This window comes from Pradoshia sp. D12, assembly GCF_008935075.1.
Classification (GTDB): Bacteria; Bacillota; Bacilli; order Bacillales; family Pradoshiaceae; genus Pradoshia.
In genome coordinates this window covers 3,190,729-3,209,713 of record NZ_CP044545.1, presented here as the reverse complement: position 1 = coordinate 3,209,713, position 18,985 = coordinate 3,190,729, and the positions used below count along the sequence as shown (strand labels likewise).

15 protein-coding genes and 1 other annotated feature are annotated in these 18,985 nt (G+C 37.3%); of the genes, 10 read left to right on the top strand and 5 right to left on the bottom strand.

The features are described 5' to 3' along the window. Positions 1–201: 201 nt before the first annotated feature. Both F7984_RS19590 and F7984_RS15385 read left to right on the top strand, forming a co-directional pair. The gene (locus tag F7984_RS19590) at positions 202–324 is read left to right on the top strand and encodes a hypothetical protein (protein ID WP_257469196.1); all 123 of its coding nucleotides are present in this window, start codon (positions 202–204) and stop codon (positions 322–324) included. Then, positions 300–683 carry an NUDIX domain-containing protein gene (locus F7984_RS15385; RefSeq protein ID WP_225983738.1) on the top strand — a complete coding sequence of 128 codons (384 nt, stop codon included), beginning with the start codon at positions 300–302 and terminating at the stop codon, positions 681–683. Before F7984_RS19590 ends, F7984_RS15385 begins: the two co-directional genes overlap by 25 nt. A 34-nt stretch (positions 684–717) precedes the next feature. On the opposite strand, the gene F7984_RS15380 is transcribed toward F7984_RS15385, so the two are convergent. Next, positions 718–3,603 (bottom strand): transglycosylase domain-containing protein, encoded by a 2,886-nt coding sequence (locus F7984_RS15380; protein WP_140462219.1) that lies wholly within the window; start codon positions 3,601–3,603, stop codon positions 718–720. A 150-nt stretch (positions 3,604–3,753) separates the two neighbouring features. Further along, positions 3,754–3,984: a binding site (T-box leader), on the top strand. 59 nt (positions 3,985–4,043) lie between these two features. Here F7984_RS15380 and tyrS point away from each other — a divergent pair. Continuing rightward, positions 4,044–5,306, top strand: coding sequence for a tyrosine--tRNA ligase (tyrS, locus tag F7984_RS15375; protein WP_140462220.1), 1,263 nt, complete (start codon positions 4,044–4,046; stop codon positions 5,304–5,306). Between the two features lie 126 nt (positions 5,307–5,432). Here tyrS and F7984_RS19650 read toward each other — a convergent pair whose 3' ends face one another. Both F7984_RS19650 and rpsD read right to left on the bottom strand, forming a co-directional pair. Next, positions 5,433–6,527 carry a CAP domain-containing protein gene (locus tag F7984_RS19650; protein WP_140462221.1) on the bottom strand — a complete coding sequence of 365 codons (1,095 nt, stop codon included), beginning with the start codon at positions 6,525–6,527 and terminating at the stop codon, positions 5,433–5,435. A 768-nt stretch (positions 6,528–7,295) separates the two neighbouring features. Then, complete coding sequence (gene rpsD, locus F7984_RS15365) at positions 7,296–7,898, bottom strand: 30S ribosomal protein S4 (RefSeq protein WP_066109019.1); 603 nt, start codon at positions 7,896–7,898, stop codon at positions 7,296–7,298. A 418-nt stretch (positions 7,899–8,316) separates the two neighbouring features. Here rpsD and F7984_RS15360 point away from each other — a divergent pair, with 418 nt between their 5' ends. After that, on the top strand, positions 8,317–10,188 hold the full coding sequence (locus F7984_RS15360; RefSeq protein ID WP_066109259.1) for a sensor domain-containing diguanylate cyclase: 1,872 nt from the start codon (positions 8,317–8,319) through the stop codon (positions 10,186–10,188). A gap of 42 nt (positions 10,189–10,230) precedes the next feature. Here the strand turns inward: F7984_RS15360 and F7984_RS15355 are convergent, their stop codons facing one another. Next, positions 10,231–10,710, bottom strand: a complete 480-nt coding sequence (locus tag F7984_RS15355; protein WP_066109018.1) for a GAF domain-containing protein — start codon at positions 10,708–10,710, stop codon at positions 10,231–10,233. A gap of 352 nt (positions 10,711–11,062) precedes the next feature. On the opposite strand from F7984_RS15355, the gene refZ reads away from it, so the two are divergent. After that, a complete protein-coding gene (gene refZ / locus F7984_RS15350; protein WP_066109013.1) occupies positions 11,063–11,695 on the top strand; it encodes a forespore capture DNA-binding protein RefZ in 633 nt (210 codons plus the stop codon). A 15-nt stretch (positions 11,696–11,710) separates the two neighbouring features. Here the strand turns inward: refZ and hisJ are convergent, their stop codons facing one another. After that, positions 11,711–12,523, bottom strand: a complete 813-nt coding sequence (hisJ, locus tag F7984_RS15345) for a histidinol-phosphatase HisJ (protein ID WP_139892792.1) — start codon at positions 12,521–12,523, stop codon at positions 11,711–11,713. 195 nt (positions 12,524–12,718) lie between these two features. Here hisJ and ezrA point away from each other — a divergent pair, with 195 nt between their 5' ends. From ezrA to mbcS, 5 genes are all read left to right on the top strand, one after another. Continuing rightward, positions 12,719–14,413 carry a septation ring formation regulator EzrA gene (gene ezrA / locus F7984_RS15340; RefSeq protein WP_139892793.1) on the top strand — a complete coding sequence of 565 codons (1,695 nt, stop codon included), beginning with the start codon at positions 12,719–12,721 and terminating at the stop codon, positions 14,411–14,413. A 131-nt stretch (positions 14,414–14,544) separates the two neighbouring features. Further along, a complete protein-coding gene (locus F7984_RS15335; protein ID WP_066109005.1) occupies positions 14,545–15,690 on the top strand; it encodes a cysteine desulfurase family protein in 1,146 nt (381 codons plus the stop codon). Continuing rightward, positions 15,690–16,892, top strand: a complete 1,203-nt coding sequence (gene thiI, locus F7984_RS15330; RefSeq protein ID WP_066109256.1) for a tRNA uracil 4-sulfurtransferase ThiI — start codon at positions 15,690–15,692, stop codon at positions 16,890–16,892. Before F7984_RS15335 ends, thiI begins: the two co-directional genes overlap by 1 nt. Positions 16,893–16,979: 87 nt before the next feature. Next, positions 16,980–17,180, top strand: a complete 201-nt coding sequence (locus F7984_RS15325; protein ID WP_066109002.1) for an alpha/beta-type small acid-soluble spore protein — start codon at positions 16,980–16,982, stop codon at positions 17,178–17,180. A 168-nt stretch (positions 17,181–17,348) separates the two neighbouring features. Continuing rightward, positions 17,349–18,932: an acyl-CoA synthetase MbcS gene (gene mbcS, locus F7984_RS15320; protein WP_066108997.1), complete on the top strand. Its 1,584-nt coding sequence runs from the start codon at positions 17,349–17,351 to the stop codon at positions 18,930–18,932. The last annotated feature ends 53 nt before the right edge of the window (positions 18,933–18,985 follow it).

The following is an 18,985-nucleotide window of genomic DNA, read 5'->3' as shown; positions in this document are numbered from 1 at the left end:
TTAATAGGATAGTAAAAATAGATAAATTGATAATTGATTAGCCAGAAAAGAAATGGAGTGATGCCGATGAAACTATTGAACAAATTACCTAAAAGCAATTGCATATAAATTGTTGAGTTATTTTTATTAAATGATGAAGAAAAGTAACATCATTTTGCTATATAGAAATTAAAGATTGTAGTTTAAAAGGGGCTTGATAAAGTGAAAGAATGGTTTGGTTCTTCAGGTCTATGTATCAATGACAATGGTCAATTGTTAATGGTTCTGCAGGGGAAACCTGAAGAGAAAAATTATGGTCTATTCCATCGGGCGGTAAAGAAGTAGATGAAAGTTTTGAACAGTGCTGTATTAGAGAGATGGAAGAAGAAACGGGATATTTAACAGAAATTGTTGAAGAAGTTAAGGTAAAAAGGGTAATATATGAAACACACTATATTACTGCTGAAGTTCGCTACTATATAGTGAGGATTATGGGTGGTGAAAGAAATATTCGGGATCCGGACGGTCTTATTTATGATATTGCCTGGAAAGACCTTGAGGAATTAAAAACACTGAAGTTAACATATCCTGAGGACAGAGATTTTCTTATTCAATATATAAAAAGGGATTCAAGTAATCCTATATATATTGGGGATTGCAAAAAAAAGTTGTTTGATAGATATAGAGAAAGGCTGTTCCGATAGTCGAGTGTGATACCGACCTGGAACAGCCTCTTTTTTATTCCTCTGTATTTTCATCATGCTCTTGTTCTTCGGCATGAACTGGTTTTTCATCTTCTTTTGGATCTTTCTTCTCTTCTTTTTTATCTTCTATGTCTTCTTTTTTATCTTCTGCCTTCTCTTTTTTTACTTCTTTAGGCTTAGGTTCCGGCTTAGGAGCTGGTTTATATTCGATAATAGAGGATGGAGCAGATTCATTACCAGCTATATCCACTGCAGTAATGTAGTACTTTCCATTTCCATCTGTTTTAAAGCTGAGTGTATTGTCAGATTTGATACTGGCTACTTTAGCACCATTTCTATAAACACGATATCCAACTATGTCAGAGTCACCAGAAGATTTCCAGTTGATGACTTTCTCCTTTGAAGTAACTGCCGGTGCTCCAGGTACTTTCCCGTTATCATTCATTTTCGAAGCTCCGATAGCTGCCCCTTCAAATTCAGAGCCTTTTGGCGTAATAGATGATTTATCAATAAGGTATTTTGCTCCTGTAATGTTAGAAAAGTCGGCATTGATCACAAGACCGGTTTCTGTGAATTCCTCTGGAGTAGACCCCAGTGCCACATATTTCTTACCATTTATGAACACATATCTTTCGCTTGATGTTGCCAAATTGCCGTTCTCAGATGAAGGAAGATATTTGGCATTGAAATAATCGGATTTTGCGAGTCCTGCATCTATACATGATTTGGATGCCAGGGAACCGGTCAATGTGCAATAGGATCTGGATACAATTCCACCTGGCATTTGGTGTCGCTTCGAAGTCCCGACTAAGTTTGGTGCAACATCATAAGCTGAATTAATTAATTGTGCCCATAATGTTTGATTTCGCTGTGAATAACTCATTCCATATGTATCCACAGATGCATTTGAATCATATCCCATCCAAACTCCAAATGTGACATTTGGATTGGTCGCGACCATCCAGGCATCATGAAAGTTCTGGCTAGTGCCGGTTTTGCCGGCCCAGTCGGCTGAAAACTTCAATTTACTGTTTAAACCTGCTGCTGTTCCAGAGGTGATGACATCCCTCATCATATCAATTGTTAAATAAGCTGTTTGTGGACTGAATACATCCGTCTTCGCTTTTTTATGTTGGTAAATGGTCTTTCCATTAGAATCTACTATTTTTTCGATCATATAGCTATCTACGAATTGTCCACCATTTGCAAATGTTGCATAGGCATTCGTATTCTCTTCTACGGTTACGCCTCTGGCTAATGCACCCAAAGACGTGGAAAGGTTTGTATAATCTTGCTTTTCTAAAGAGGTGAAGCCCATTTTTTCAAGATATTTTACTGGGTTGCGATTTATAATTTCCGCATATTGAACCGCTGCCGGTATATTATAGGATCTCTTTAATGCTTCACGTGCAGAGGTTATACCGGTAATTCCGCCGCCAGCATAGTTTCCTGGACTCCAACCGCGAATGTTCACAGGTGCATTGACCAAAGTTTTGCCTGGATAGGAAACTCCGTACTCCATTGCTGGTGCATATACAAGTAGTGGCTTCATTGTTGAACCATTTGAACGTACAGCTGATGTAGCATGATTAAGCTGCTCCCGTTTAAAATCACGGCCTCCAACGAAGCTGAGTATTTTTCCGGTAGAGTTTTCAATTAGCATGGCGCCAACTTCAATTGGTTCATTCTCTATATAGGTTTCTCCTGTATCCGGATTCTTTTTCTCCACCTGGCGGGTACCCTGATAATAAGGGTAATTTTTAGTGACTTTTTGCATATTGTCATACATTTTTTTGTTTATGGTTGTATGAATTTGATAGCCATTTTGTCGGATGGCCTGATCAGCCAGAGTATAGTATTGCTTATATAGGTCATCGTCTTTTTCTAAATCCTTGCTTGAAAGCCCATCGTTCTTTGCCAATATTGGCATCATGATTTCAATTGCTCTTTTTTCTACTTCATATGTTAAGTATGGATACTTTTCAGTAGGATATGTTTGTTTCTTTGCAAGGTCTTTCTTAATATCATATTTTAATGCTTTATCATATTCTTCCTTTGTAATGGCATCGTTGGTATACATTCTTTTAAGAACTGTTTTCATACGATTGATACCTGGGGAAAGGTCCTCCTTCACTTCACCGGATTGTGTAAATGGTGTATAAAGGTATGGATTCTTTGGTAATCCCGCAATAAAGGCAGCCTGTGGCAGAGTTAAATCTTTGGCATCTACCCCGAAAATGCCATCCGCTGCAGCCTGGACACCGGCAATATTACGGCCGGAGGAATTTCTGCCAAACGGTGAGACATTCAGATAAGCTTCTAAAATCTCATCTTTTTTCATGAATTTTTCAAGGCGTAATGCCAGCAGGATTTCCTTCGCCTTACGATCAAAGGAAACCTCATTCGTTAAGATTTGTTGTTTTATTAATTGTTGTGTCAGTGTGCTTCCTCCTGATTGGACAGAAGAATTTGTCACTTCCTGAAGTAAAGCTCGAATGATGGCTTTTGGTACAACACCCTTATGCTCATAAAAATAGGAATCTTCTGTGGAAATTAATGCTGTCTTAACGTAATCCGAAACATTTTCCAGTTTCACTGCTTTACGTTCAAGATCAGAACGCATTTTCCCCATATATACATTGCTTGCAAAATAAATCTCAGATGTTTCTTCATAACTGGACACACTTGATTTAAGCTGTTCCTTGCTCCTGATTGGTTCGTCTTTTACCATAGATGCAAAGTAACCAGCTCCAACTCCGCCAGCAAATGCCATCCCGATGACAGATACAATTAAGAAGATTAATAGATTATTCCAGATAACCTGATAGGAAATACGTGCTCTTCGCTGTACAACGGGTTTGTTTACAAAGTCCCACAATGGCGCAAGCCTTTCTTTAAGTTTTATAAAAATATCTTTCATTCATTCACTCCCCCAACAAATCACATACATTATAGCATAAGCAAGTGTTTCAGGTAGGTATAGTTTCTCTATATTAGCGAAACAATACAATTATTGGGTTTGACAAACAGTTTGTTATTATGGTAAAAAAAGCATAACCAATATTATATATTTGATGCGATAACAGGATTTCAGTAGTTAGTTCGCCAATGTTTAAGAGAGCCGGTGGGTGGTGTAAACCGGTACAAGCGAAATGATGAATTACCTCCTCGAGCAGCATTCGGGAATGCTTTATGTAAAGCTGTGTAGCGAATGCCGGAACCTTTCCGTTAAAAGGATAAGCGGCGAGACAGTTATATGTTTCGCAAGTTGGGTGGTACCGCGATAGTAATCGTCCCTTCATTTAGATGAAGGGGCGTTTTTTATTTTAATCTAATCTAAACAGTAAGAGGTGGAGAAGGATGAATATTTTAGATGATTTACGTTTTAGAGGTCTCGTGAATCAATTTACAGATGAAGAGGGATTGGAAAAATTATTACAGGAAGAAAGCGTGAAACTATATGCTGGCTTCGATCCGACTGCCGATAGCTTGCATATTGGTCACTTGTTACCTATTTTAATCCTGAAACGATTCCAGTTAGCAGGACATCAGCCAATCCCATTAGTCGGCGGAGCGACAGGTATGATAGGAGACCCAAGTGGTAAAAAAGCTGAGCGTACGTTAAATACAGAGGATGTTGTTCACCAATGGACTGCACGTATTAAAGATCAGCTTTCCCGTTTCCTCGACTTCGAAACTGGTGAGAATAAAGCAATCATGGCTAATAACTATGACTGGATTGGCAACATGAACTTAATTACGTTCCTTCGGGATATTGGGAAACATTTTGGACTCAACTACATGCTTGCTAAAGATTCTGTACAATCCCGTATTGAGTCTGGTATCTCGTTTACTGAATTCAGTTACATGATCATGCAATCTCTTGATTTCCTGAAGTTATACGAAACTCAAGGCTGCCGTTTACAAATCGGCGGAAGTGATCAATGGGGAAATATTACCGCAGGTCTGGAATTAATTCGTAAAACGAAGGAAGATGCAAAAGCCTTTGGTTTAACGGTTCCATTAGTTACAAAATCAGATGGAACTAAGTTTGGTAAAACAGAAGGCGGAGCGGTATGGTTAGATCGTGAAAAAACGTCTCCATATGAGTTCTACCAGTTCTGGATTAATACAGATGACCGTGATGTTATTAAATACATTAAATACTTTACATTCTTAAGCAAAGAAGAAATCGAAGCGCTTGAGAAAGAGGTTGCTGAAGCTCCGGAAAAACGGGCAGCTCAGAAGGCGCTTGCTGAGGAAGTAACGAAACTTGTTCATGGTAAAGAAGCTTTACAACAAGCAATCAATATTTCTAAAGCTTTATTCAGCGGTGATATTAAGCAATTATCTGTAGAAGAAATTCGCCAGGGCTTCAAGGATGTACCAAGCTTTGAAGTGGGCAGCAATGAGGAACTGCTCTTGGTAGATTTACTAGTAAATGCAAAAATTTCTCCTTCTAAACGTCAGGGGCGTGAGGATATCACAAATGGTGCGATCTACATCAACGGTGAAAGAGTCACAGACCTCGCTCATACGATGACAGAGGATGATAAGCTAGAAGGACAATTCACGGTAATTCGCCGCGGTAAAAAGAAATACACGCTTATTAAGTACGCATGATAGAAAGAAGAAAGGGCTGTCTCGGTTAGGCAGCCCTTTTAATGTATAGTAAGATATTTTTCTTATTGTGCTTTATTATAAATGGTTGAAAGAAATAAAATTGAAATGAATATTAAGTATTTTTACTTACTGTTTTAAAAATAATTGTGTCCAATAATGTTTCCATGAACCACCTTCGGCATACCCAATTCCGATATGGGTATAACGTGCATCGAGAATATTCGCTTTGTGCCCTGGGCTATTCATCCAACTGTTCACTACAGATGCAGGAGTAATTTGTCCAGCTGCAATATTTTCACCAAGCATCGTGAAAGAAATATTGAATTTTTTTACCATTTCTCCCGGAGACCCGTATGTGGGGCTTGTATGATTGAAATAATTGTTATCACGCATATCTTTTGATTTAACTTCGGCAACTTTCGAAAGACTATTTAAATTTTTCAAAGGTGCTATATTTACTTTTGCGCGTTCTTGGTTAACCAATCGAAGAACCTCGGTTGCATAATTAGATGCTTTAGTTTCTTTAGTACCTACTTTAATAATTTGATTCACTGCTTTTTTTGTTACTTTAGACGATATTTTTTTTGTGCTAATTAGCTTTCCATTTTTTAACGTTTTCTTGTATATGATCGTTTGATTTCCGTTGCTTCCTTTTTGGACGACTTTCGTAGTGCCTTTTGCTAAAGTATTGTCATTTTGTTTAATTGTTTTATATTTTATTGCTGCTTTTGAAGTTGTTGTAACTGTCTTCGAATCTTTCACTTTAGATTTTAAAATCCATCCCGTTTTTCCACCGTACTTTGCTTTGGCATATTTATCGGAAGTAGTTGAATAAACAATTATTGTTGCCTCTTTGTTAATCGTTTTCAGCGTGCCGGAGTTATTTTTTGCTAGCTTTTTCAGGGTTGTTTTTTCAGTAGTGTACATTGTTTTATTTGTTACGGGAGCCTTGGATGTTAAATAATTTATTGATACCCATCCATTTTTTTTGTTAACTTTGACATATCCCCAGTTACCGCTCTTTTTAGTTACAATCAATTTTGTATTTTTCTTTAAGGCCGTAATAATTTTTGACGATGATGATGCTTTCTCCCTCACATTTAAATTGTCTGCAGTTACGTACATCGTTTTGGAAGCAGCCTCAACCTGATTACTATTCGTTAAAAATAGTACAGTAAAACTTAAGAAAACAGTTAAAATTCCAGCAATATATTTTTTCATCTTAGTTGTTGGTATTCCTCATTAAAATTAAGAAGCCAACAAATTCCCCTCCTCTTTGTTAGTAATAATTTACACAATTAACTATATTATCACAATTTTTGATTAGTTTGTTAATAAAATATTAAATAAACTATTATATTTTTTCTGATTTTTATTTTTTTCATTTTTCATTTTCTCGCCTACTACAATATGTATAGATTGGTATAAGTATCAGTTACTCTAATAGTTGGGATAGTCTTGAAATGAAGGAGGTAACAAACCGTTATTCTACTGTACTGTCTAATAAGTGAATGATAAATTTGATCCACAATATAGTTCTTTTATAATACATCTGAAGAGGTGACTAATTTCTATTTGTAGATAAAGTTAGAGGGGATTTAATTTCCGATTTTTAGTGAGTTTGATGCTGGCTTTTACTTTATGTGATTGAAAAGTATTCCAAAAGAAATTGATTTAATAGATATGTCCACAGCTATGTTAAGTACACCAAAACAGATCTTGTTAGGATGAAAAACCTAAGATCTGTTTTAGGTTTGGAGTCCCGTTTAATGGTGTTTACAGATGATGTCATGGTAAATTTTTAAGGTATTGCCTGGTCTTCGTTTTTCCAAAAACAAAGAGAGAATTAAGTGTCATTTGCTTCATAATTCTTATAAATAATATTTCGAGTCTGATTATAAGTTTAGTAATTATATTTTCTACACAAATAAAAACCCTGGAAACAAGGTTTCCAGGGTTTTTGAATACGCTATTTACAAAGCGTATTAATTAACGAGAGTAGAACTCAACGATAAGAGCTTCGTTAATTTCAGCTGGTAATTCAGAACGCTCAGGTAAGCGAGTGAATGTACCTTCTAACTTGTCAGCATCGAAAGTTAGGTAGTCAGGTACGAAGTTGTTTACTTCCATAGCTTCCTTGATGATATCAAGGTTACGGGATTTTTCACGTACTCCGATTACTTGACCAGGAGCTAAACGGTAAGATGGGATGTCAACGCGACGTCCATCAACCAAGATGTGCCCGTGGTTTACAAGCTGACGAGCTTGACGACGAGTACGAGCTAAACCTAAACGGTAAACAATGTTATCAAGGCGAGAATCAAGAAGAATCATGAAGTTTTCACCTTGTTTACCAGGCATTTTAGCAGCACGATCGAACATTGTGCGGAATTGACGTTCGTTCACACCGTACATGTGACGAAGTTTTTGTTTTTCTTGCAATTGCAAACCGTATTCGGAAAGCTTTTTGCGTTGGTTAGGACCGTGTTGTCCTGGTGCGTAAGGACGCTTTTCTAATTCTTTACCTGTACCGCTTAGGGAAATTCCTAAACGACGGGATAGTTTCCAGCTTGGACCTGTATAACGAGCCATAAGAAGACTCCTCCTTGAATGTTTTTATTTTTGTAAAATAAAAACTGATGTTTACAAACATTACTGCCATTTCATTTTCATGTACCTTCGCCCTAGCAGCAGCGGGTTACAAGATACACCTCATGGTAGAGGAATGAAATGAACGAATAAAGATGTGAACATAAGCTGCGATATTTTACACAAAGAATATTGTATAATTTATTGTTACATAAGTCAAGGGATTCTCTTAAATGGAATCGTTACAATATGATGCTTCCTTCACAGGTTTAAATAAAAAATGTAATTATATTGAAAGAAAGTAATGATTATTTTAGCATATATTGGTAAAATGCAGGTATAAAGTATTATTTTTTTAAAAATCAATCTAAATTTATAAAAAATACGAAATAAAATATGACAACAGGTGTTGATTAATGTGATGGTAGATAATCAATTAAATCTGAGCTGGGAAACAAATTTAAAAAGTCTATTTGTTGAATGTATGATTAAAGATGATAATGAACTCTTTTTAGATAGATTTACAGATAAAATGGTCGACTTCTTATTGGAATTATTAAGGGTGGATGAGATTGCCTGTTATTATAATGATCCTTGGAAACAAAAGCTCTATCTGGAAAAAGCGGCTTCGAAAACAGAACTCCAAAATCAGTTTGCTAGCACCATTTCACTTGATGCTTTACTAAACTCCTCAATGAAAGATTTATGTACGGAAGCCTGTGTATCATTAACTGATACATTATACCCCTTGGGAATTCCTTTATATCATGAAGGAGAATTACTGGGACTATTTGTAGTTCTTTCTGAAAATAAAGAGTTGAAAAATGATAATAGAATTGATTTATCTGAATTGAGGACAGTGATAGGAGAATTACTGCACAAGGCAATTGCAATTTCAGAACGAAAAAAGGAAGAGAAACGATATAAACTATTGCAACGGATTACGACAGAATTTCATTCCTCTATGAATATGCATTCCGTTTTGGCGGAGGTAATAGAAACCCTGCGTGAAGTATATCCGTCCTTTGTTTACTATTTGCTAATGTCTCAGGATAGCGATAACACATTAAATCTTCCAATTAAAAGTTTGGAAATGGATGGGGAAAATTTATCTGCCATGCAGGCATATGTTTCCGGTCGTGTTCAATTTGAGGATTCAATGGAAGTGAAAAATTCTGTGTTGTATGCGCCTTTATTAGGCAAGCAGGGTGTTTATGGGGTTTTACAAGTTATTGCACCTGAAGCAGTCATATTTCCTGATACGGAAATCGAATTCATCTCTCTCCTCGCGAATACGGCAGGCGGGGCACTGGAGAATGCCCAATTATATGAACAATCCAAACGCTTAATTGCGGATTTACGTCTGATTAATGAAACATCGCATCGTCTAAATTCTACCTTGAGGCTTAGTGAAACAGTTAGTTATATGAAGCAACAAATAAATAAATCATTCCTCGCAGACGAAGTAGGCTTTTTTATGATTAGGAATGGACAGACAAAACTTGTCCCGGGAAGTTCACCTTTTTTCACTGAAGAGACATCTAAACACTACATCCAATATGTCAAAGGCAGCTTAGAGCAGGATCGGGAGGCTTTATATATTGGGGATATGGATTCGGATAAAGTCGGGCAGGATGGCCCTTATAAATCCCTTATGGCTTTCCCTATGATACATAGTGGAAAGATGGATGGTTTTTGTATTGTTCTTCATCGAGTACCGTATCATTTTACATTTGATATGTTTAAATTAATGCAGTCTCTTATTCATCATTCTTCGATGGCATTTGTGAACTCAATATTAAGAGAAGAGCTTGAAAAGATGGTCATAACTGATTATTTAACAGGTCTATATTCGAGAAATTATCTTGAAGGAAGAATGCTTGAACTGATAAATTCTGAAACTGAGGGAACGTTTATATTAATAGATATAGATAATTTCAAGCTGACAAATGATACATATGGGCACCAAAAGGGAGACGAGGTCCTTATTCAGGTAGCTGATTTAATTAAAAATAGTATTAGAGACACCGATATAGGTACAAGGTGGGGCGGGGAAGAACTGGCTATTTTCCTTCCAAAGGCACCGATAGAGGCTGGTAAAGCAGTTGCGGAAAGACTTGTTGAAAAAGTAAGAAAAGAAACAAATCCTCCGGTTACCATTTCTTGCGGTGTATCGTATTGGGAATCCAATCAGAAAAATAACAATACGATTAAAAACCTTTTCAAGCGGGCAGATGATGCCCTGTATACAGCTAAGCGATCAGGTAAAAATCAGATGATTGTATCCTGTTAATACAAAAGGGCTAAGCTCATTTTTGGCTTAGCCTTTTGTTTTTTAAATTGATTGGACAAGTATATCAACAAATTGTTTTAATCCATGTTCATCTTCTTTGTCAAAACGATTCTTTGATGGACTGTCTATATCAAGTACACCAATCAGACGGCCATCCTTCAGAATCGGCAAAACGATTTCTGATTGAGTGGCAGCATCACAGGCGATGTGTCCAGGGAATTGATGTACGTCCATTACCCTGATTATTTCTCTTTTTTCTGCCGCTGTTCCGCATACTCCCTTGCCTAAAGGAATTCGAATGCAGGCTGGGAGACCTTGAAATGGTCCAAGTATCAGTTGCTCCTCTTCATATAGGTAGAATCCTACCCAGTTCACGTCGTCCAAAAATTGATTTAAAAGGGCAGAAGCATTGCTCAAATTGGCAATTAAATTTGTTTCACCATCTATTAGGGCTTCCAGCTGTTTGCTAACCATTTGATAGTTTTCTGGTTTCGTTTTTTTATATTTTCCGACTTGAAACATCATCATTCTCCTTTCATTGTTACCCTCAATAGAGAATAACCTCTAACCATAGTCAGTACTGTCTTTTTTGTCGAGAAGTTATAGAAGGATAAGTCTCTAAAAAGAAGAACTACTTCATGTATAAGAGAAAATCCATGTGAACGCACAGCTTATGCTAGAACGGCTTTTATTCCTTTCAAATTAGCACGAAGACTTCACTTCTATTACGGTTCTGTGTAGGTCTTAGCGCAATATCCCCGATTGGTTCAACGAATACTCGGTGTTGGATGAAAGAACTCCCCGCCGAGCAAGGTTTCACTTTGTCATCTGACATTCCTAGAGAATGTTAATCATAAAGGGGGAAGATAAATTTATGGATAAACTATCGAATAAAAAAGATGATATTTTTGAAGCTGCTGTCTATTTATTCTATATGAAAGGTTATTCAGCAACTTCAATCAGAGATATCGCTGGCCGTGCCGGAGGTAATTCAGCAAATATAGCTTATCACTTTCAGCATAAGCAAGGTCTCCTTGAATATTGTTTTACAGATTTCTTCGAAGGCTATATAAGCGGTATTGAAAATATCGCTGAACAACTCCCACTCATTGGTCCGAAAGAATGTGTCTTAAAGTATACCAAATTTTGCTTGCATTATTACAGAGAAAAGTTCCTATTAACACGTCTTGTATTAAGAGAAATATCAGTAGACTCAAGCCTGAACAGAGAAATCTATACAACCTATTTATCGAAAGAAAAATTTTATATTAATTTATTCCTTGATGCTGGTATGGATTGCGGTGAATTAAAAAAGATTAATCCATCTATGTTTGTCATGAAGCTAAAAGCATTACTGAATGAACCCTTTATTCAGGCCCAATACTTCAGTGAGGTTTGGCAATTATTTACGAACGAATTGTATTTTATAAACAAGTATCAGTTAGAGATTGAACGATTTCTTAATGACTGCTTATTTGAGGAGCGTGTTTGCCCTGTCCCCATCTGACTGGATGCTAAGCGATTATTCGTTTGTTAAGATTTTTGTTTTTAGTACATCTAATCCTCTTCCAAGATCTTCCGGATGGTGAGCGTCAGATCCATAACAGAGAGGGATCCCCATTTTTATGGCTGCCTGAATAAAGGGGATGGGAGGGTACGTCTCACCGCACAAGGGTTTAAAAAGGCCGGCCGTGTTTAAATCCAGTTCATACCCACGTTCTTTTATTAATGAAAGTATTGGTAGTAAATAGGATTCTAATGGGGCATTGCTTGGATACTTTTTCTGGAATTTTGTAATTAGAGAAATATGGCCTACCCGTTTGGGCTTAAATGTCCCCAAATCACTTATAATCGATTTTTGAAGGGTATGGTAATAAGCCTTATATAGTTGATCAACAGATTGGTATTGTTCTATCATATGACCGAATTCTGTTTCACTATAATCCAGGCAATACCAGTCGTTTTGATTCTTTAAAAAGTGAACCGACAGAATCGAGTCATCCAAATAAGGGCCAATTTCATTCAGGAATTCTGTTGTTTCCTGTTCCCAGCCATCTATATAATCCACTTCCAAACCAATATTAATAGCAACCTTCGCCTTATACTTCTCTTTACAACGCCTTATTTCCTCTATATATGTGAATAACTGATCCATTTGTATGGAACTATCCCGTGTTGGAGCCGGATCAATAAACCCTTTTGGTAAAGGAGCGTGTTCGGTAAAGGTGATTTCTTCGTACCCCAGCGCTATCGCTTTTTCAATATAAGCAAAAACGGGTTCATCTGTTCCGTGCGGACAATATGGGGTATGTACATGTCCGTCCTTAAATTTCATCGAGAAAGCCTCCTTTTCGACAAATATTTTAAATAAAATATATTTTCTGGATATTAAAAGAGGGCATTGAATAATTTTTTGTAGAAAAAGTAGATTTTATTAGTTAAAAATACTTTATACCATGTTATCATTAAATCATTGATATTGAACTTATTTATATATATTATCTGTCTCGTTTTGAATAGGAGGCTTCATATGGAGTATGTAATAGGGATATTGGTGATTATCTTTATTGCCTTTATTATTGGAATATTGGCAAGGAAGAAACACTACAAAGAAATAGATAGACTTGCAGAGAAAAAAATTGACATCATGAACAGGCCGATAGCAGAAGAATTAGCCAGGGTAAAAAGTTTGAATATGACTGGTCAAACAGAGAGAATGTTTGAAAGATGGCGTAACGAATGGGATACAATCCAAACGGATCGCCTTGCCGATGTTGAGACCCTGCTGTTTGATGCAGAAGAATATGCTGACAAGTACCGATTTAATAAATCAGTGCAGGTTCAAAAGAAGATTGAGCATATTATTGAAGAAATCGAAATTACACTTTCAGCGATGCTGCATGAATTAAATGAATTGGTGGGCAGCGAGGAGCAAAATAAAAAATTAGTTGAAGAGCTTTTATTAGCTTATCGTGAACAGAAGAAACGTTTATTGGCACACCGTCATTCATTTGGTGAAGCTGCGGGTAAATTGGAAGAGGAATTTGATAAGCTTGCTCTGGATTTTGACACATTCAATAACCAAACAGAATCAGGTGATTACTTAGAGGCTAGAGAGCAAGTACTGGGCATCCAGGCTAAATTGCAAAACCTGAAAGAAAAATTGGATTTGATTCCTGATTTAATTGGGCATTGCCAAATACATATACCGGGACTTTTGCATGAACTTAAAATGGGATATGCGGAAATGTGTGAGCAAGGATATCCGTTAAGTCATATGTTTTTTGAAAATGAAATTGAAAAAATGGAAGAAAATCTAGAAAAATATAAGGAATATATTGTTGACATAAACACCGAAGAAGCTGCAAAAGGAATCGAGGAATTAAACGAATCCATTCAATCCTATTATGATTTGTTGGAAAAAGAGGTTGTGGCACGTCAGTATGTTTTATCAGTTAAGGATTTGTATCAGCAAAAGCTAGATAAATCAATTGATCAGCTTGAGAGACTTGATGAAGAGACAGAATTGGTGAAACAAATCTATCAAATGCCGGAGAAGGAACTTGATGCACGTTCTAATCTTGATAAAACACTGATTACATTGAAATCAAAATGGGAAATGCTTAAAGAGAAAATATACGAAAGAGAGACAGCTTATACGGTATTAAAAGAGGACATCGTTGAGCTTGAATCCAAATTGGATGAACTGAAAGACTTACAAAAAGAATTTGAAGAGAAATTAAATACTCTGCGTAAGGATGAATTGGAATCAAGAGAAACGATAAGGAAGTTGCATCAAAGCATGACGGAATCCTTACGAATCATCAAAGGAAGCAATTTACCGGGTCTTCCAACTTCTTATGAATTAATGGTTATACAAGCAAAAGAAAGCATTGAAGAAGTAAAAGAGAAATTGGAAGAAAAACCATTGAATATGAATGCAGTCATGCACCATCTGGATATTGCAAGTGTTGCGGTTAGTCGTGTTCAGGAGGCTACTGTTGAATTGACTGAACAAGTAATGTTGGCCGAGAAGGTTATTCAATACGGCAATCGATATAGAAGCAAATTCCCTTCAGTTGCTATTGCCCTGACCGAAGCAGAAAAGCAATTCCGCAATTATCAATACCAAGATGCTTTAGAGCATGCAGCTGAGGCAATTGAAAAAGTTGAACCGGGTTCGTTAAAAAAAATCCAAGAGTATCTTGAACATAGCAATGTATAGACCAGTCTGGACTTACCAGTCTGGTTTTTTTCTTTGTTCAATCCAGCATAAGATAGAGGCATAAGAGAAAATTACTTTATAAACAGGACAGGATATGCTACATTTTCTTATTGATAGGAAGGGGAAAAAGCATGATTTATTTAGATAATAGCGCGACAACAAAACCCTATAAGGAAGTGATTGATTCCTTCGCAAAGGTTACTGCCGATTTCTGGGGGAATCCATCCTCTTTACATGGCTTCGGAGGGAAGTCAGAAAAACTGTTAGCACAGGCTAGAGAACAGGTCGCGGGTCTTCTGGGAGTAAAGGCTACAGAGATTATCTTTACTTCAGGAGGGTCTGAAAGCAATAATCTGGCCATAAAAGGAATAGCAGAAAATTATCGAAACAGAGGGAAGCATATTATTACCACCTCAATCGAGCATCCTTCCGTAAAAAGACCGTTTGAACAGCTAAAGGAACTTGGCTATGACGTAACCTACTTGCCTGTTAATCAAGATGGCAGAGTTGAAATTGAGCAAGTTAAGGAAGCAATCCGAGAAGATACAATATTGGTGTCAGTTATGCATGTTAATAACGAAGTGGGAACTGTACAACCAATTTATGAAATAGGACATTTTTTGAAGAGTTATCCTAAAATACATTTTCATGTAGATGGGGTTCAGGGCTTTGGTAAAGTCGAACTCTCTTTACGTGATGCTCATATCGATTTATATTCTTTATCAGGACATAAATTCCATGGATTAAAAGGCACCGGAATTCTATTTGCCAGAGAGGGAATTACACTTTCACCGTTAATTGCCGGGGGGAACCAAGAAAGAGGCATGCGCAGTGGGACGGAAAGCTTGGCTGGGGCCGTATCTTTGGCAAAAGCAATGAGATTGGCAATCGAAAAGAGCAGGGACGGCAGTAGAAGAATGAACGAGTACCGTACTCTGATACTTCAAGAGCTATCCAAAATGGAGAATGTTGTCATCAATTCACCTATAGAACATGCAGCTCCACATATTATTAATTTTTCAATTCCGGGACTTAAATCAGAGACATTCGTTCATACTTTGGGTGAGTTTGGAATCTATGTCTCAACAAACAGTGCTTGTTCATCAAAGAAAAAAACGGTTAGCCAAACACTTCTCGCTATGGGAAAAAATGAGCAAATAGCCGGCAGTTCCATACGAATAAGCTTAGATTATGATCATTCGAAGGAAGAAATAGAGCAGGCACTTAAGGAAATTGAAAGAGCAATCCAAATGTTAAGTGAGGTAAGAAAGAAATGATAAGATTTGATCATATCGTAATCCGCTATGGTGAGATTACATTGAAGAAAAGGAATCGTAAAGGCTTTATTGTTCAATTACGTAAAAATATAAAAAAAGCATTGTCAGATTATCCGGAGGTTCGTATTGAGGCGCAGCACGAGAGAATGTATGTTCACTTACAAGGTGCAGATTACAAGCCGATTATGGATATTCTCAAAAAAATATATGGCATTTCTTCGATAAGTCCGGCTTTAAAGGTTGATAAAGAAATCTCAGCCATTCAGGAATCAGCTTTGTTTTATATAAATCATCTAACAACAAAAATTCGTACGTTTAAAATTGATGCTAAGCGTGCTGATAAAACCTATCCCTATTCAACATATGATTTAAATGGCTTGGTAGGGGGATATTGCTTGCAGCATGTAGACGGTTTAACGGTCGATGTTCACAATCCAGATTTGAAATTGAGAGTCGAAGTACGCCAGGATGCTGCTTATATTACGGGTGAAAAAATTATTGGAGCTGGCGGATTGCCAATAGGAAGCAGCGGCTCAGCAATGCTCATGCTTTCTGGAGGGATTGATAGCCCGGTTGCGGGATATTTAACGATGAAAAGGGGAGTAGAGATTGAATGTGTACATTTCTACAGTCCTCCCTTCACAAGCGAACGCTCGAAACAAAAGGTAATTGATTTAGCGAATAAGCTGGCAGAAGTCAATGGACGTATGGTACTGCATGTTGTGCCATTTACCGAAATTCAAAAATTGATTCAAAAGCAAATACCTGATAACTACACAATGACAACCACACGCAGATTGATGCTGCGAATTACTGATGCAATCAGAGAAAAACAAAATGCGCTCGCGATTGTGACTGGTGAAAGTTTAGGCCAAGTAGCCAGCCAGACGATGGAAAGCATGTTTACAATTAATGAGGTTACAAATACACCAATTCTGAGGCCGCTTATAGCAATGGATAAAACAGATATTATTGAAATTGCAGAGAAAATTGATACTCATGAGATATCCATACGTCCTTTTGAGGATTGCTGTACGGTGTTTACACCAGCTAATCCCAAAACTAAGCCAAAAAGAGAAAAAGTCGGTCATTATGAGAGCTATGTCGATTTTGAACCTTTAATTAAAGAGGCATTGGATAAAACAGAAATGTTAGTTTTCACAGGTAAGGAGAAAGAATCGGAAACAGAGGATTTATTCTAAATTTATTTGTGAACAATTACCATTTTAAATCCGGAATGAAGATATGTGTTTTTACACACTCTATTATCACAAGGAGGTGAAAAACACATGTCAAATAACTCAAACAATCTTTTGGTACCAGGAGTTGAACAAGCTCTTGACCAAATGAAATATGAAATCGCTTCTGAGTTCGGTGTACAACTTGGAGCAGAAACAACTTCTCGTGCTAACGGTTCTGTTGGAGGAGAGATTACTAAGCGTCTTGTTCAAATGGCTGAACAACAATTGGGTGGAGGATTCTCCAGATAATTAAATAACATGGCTACAAGAAAGCGGATTTTTAGTCCGCTTTCTTTTTTTTGTATGTTGAAAGCCATTGTAAGAGCCAATCTTTTTCCACTCTCTTAATCCATTATTTGTAAAACAATGTATAATAGAGTTTGATTAACATTATTTGTTTTAAGGGAGGAGAAGGATATGAATCAACAGAACCTGATCGCACCAGAACAATATAATCTAGTCAGCGAGGTAGAAAATAACAGTAAGAACGAAACCAAAATCGCTTTGATTTGGGAAAATGAATACGGGGAAACACAAAAAATTACGTATGGAGAATTGATTAAAAGGGTGAATAGAGTTGGCAATATTTTGTTAGAGGAAGGGTTGAGGGAGGGGGATAAAATTCTCGTCATGATTCCTCGCTTTATTGAAGCGTATGTGATTTACTTAGCTGCTTTAAAAATAGGTACAGTGGTCATACCATGTTCTGAAATGCTTCGAGAAAAAGATCTTGTTTATCGAAGCAAGCATGCAGAAGCAAAAGCGGTAATTGTTCATAAGCCTCATACCTCTTTATTTACAGAAATTATATCGGAGGATTCACTGAAATCATTTGTTATAAATGGAAATGAAGATGGGTGGATTCAACTGGATGAACGAATGAAAGACGCTTCAGAAGAGTTACAAATGGTGAAAACCATGGGAGATGATATGGCCTTTTTATCCTATACTTCAGGTACAACAGGGCAACCAAAGGGAGTTGTCCACACTCATAGCTGGGCCTATGCACATCTCAGAACAGCTGCCTCAAACTGGTTATCAATAGGTGAAGATGATGTTGTATGGGCTACAGCCGGACCTGGATGGCAAAAGTGGATTTGGAGTCCCTTTTTATCTGTTCTTGGATCGGGAGCTACTGGGTTTGTATATCACGGAAAGTTTGAAGCAGAGAAATATTTAAAATTAATTGATCAGCATTCAATTACTGTTTTATGCTGTACCCCTACGGAATATCGATTGATGGCGAAGGTAGACAGCCTCGATCAATATAGCCTGGGAAGCCTACATAGTGCCGTTTCAGCAGGTGAGCCGCTTAATAGAGAAGTGATCGATACGTTTCAAAACTATTTCGGGGTCACCGTTCGTGATGGATACGGGCAAACAGAAAATACCCTTCTGGTCGGTATCATGAAGGGGATGGATGTGAAGCCGGGTTCCATGGGGAAACCAACCCCTGGAAATAACGTAGAAATTATTAATGAGGAGGGGCAGATTTGCCAACCTGGCGAAGTAGGCGATATAGCTGTCCACATTAAAACTCCCGCGTTGTTTAAAAATTACTATAAGGATCCGGAACGGACAGCAATGCAGTTTAGAGGCGATTTTTATATTACAGGAGATAAAGCTAAAAAAGATGAGGACGGGTATTTTTGGTTTGAAGGACGCGGTGACGATATTATTATCAGTTCGGGTTATACCATTGGGCCATTTGAAGTGGAGGATGCACTTGTTAAACATCCATATGTGAAGGAGTGCGCTGTAGTAGGGAGTCCGGATGAGGTAAGAGGGCAAATCGTAAAAGCGTTCGTAGTCTTACAAGATAGCGTTGATGTCAATGATCCTCAATTGGTGCAAACCTTGCAGAACCATGTTAAAGAGCTTACAGCCCCATATAAATATCCAAGAAAAATTACTTTTGTGGAAGATTTGCCGAAAACAATCAGCGGCAAAATAATGCGTGTCGAATTAAGAAATAAGGAGAAAGAAGTATATAAGGCGTAAACAAAATCCTCTTTCGTCAAAAAAAGATGATTCCGACCAGCGGAATCATCTTT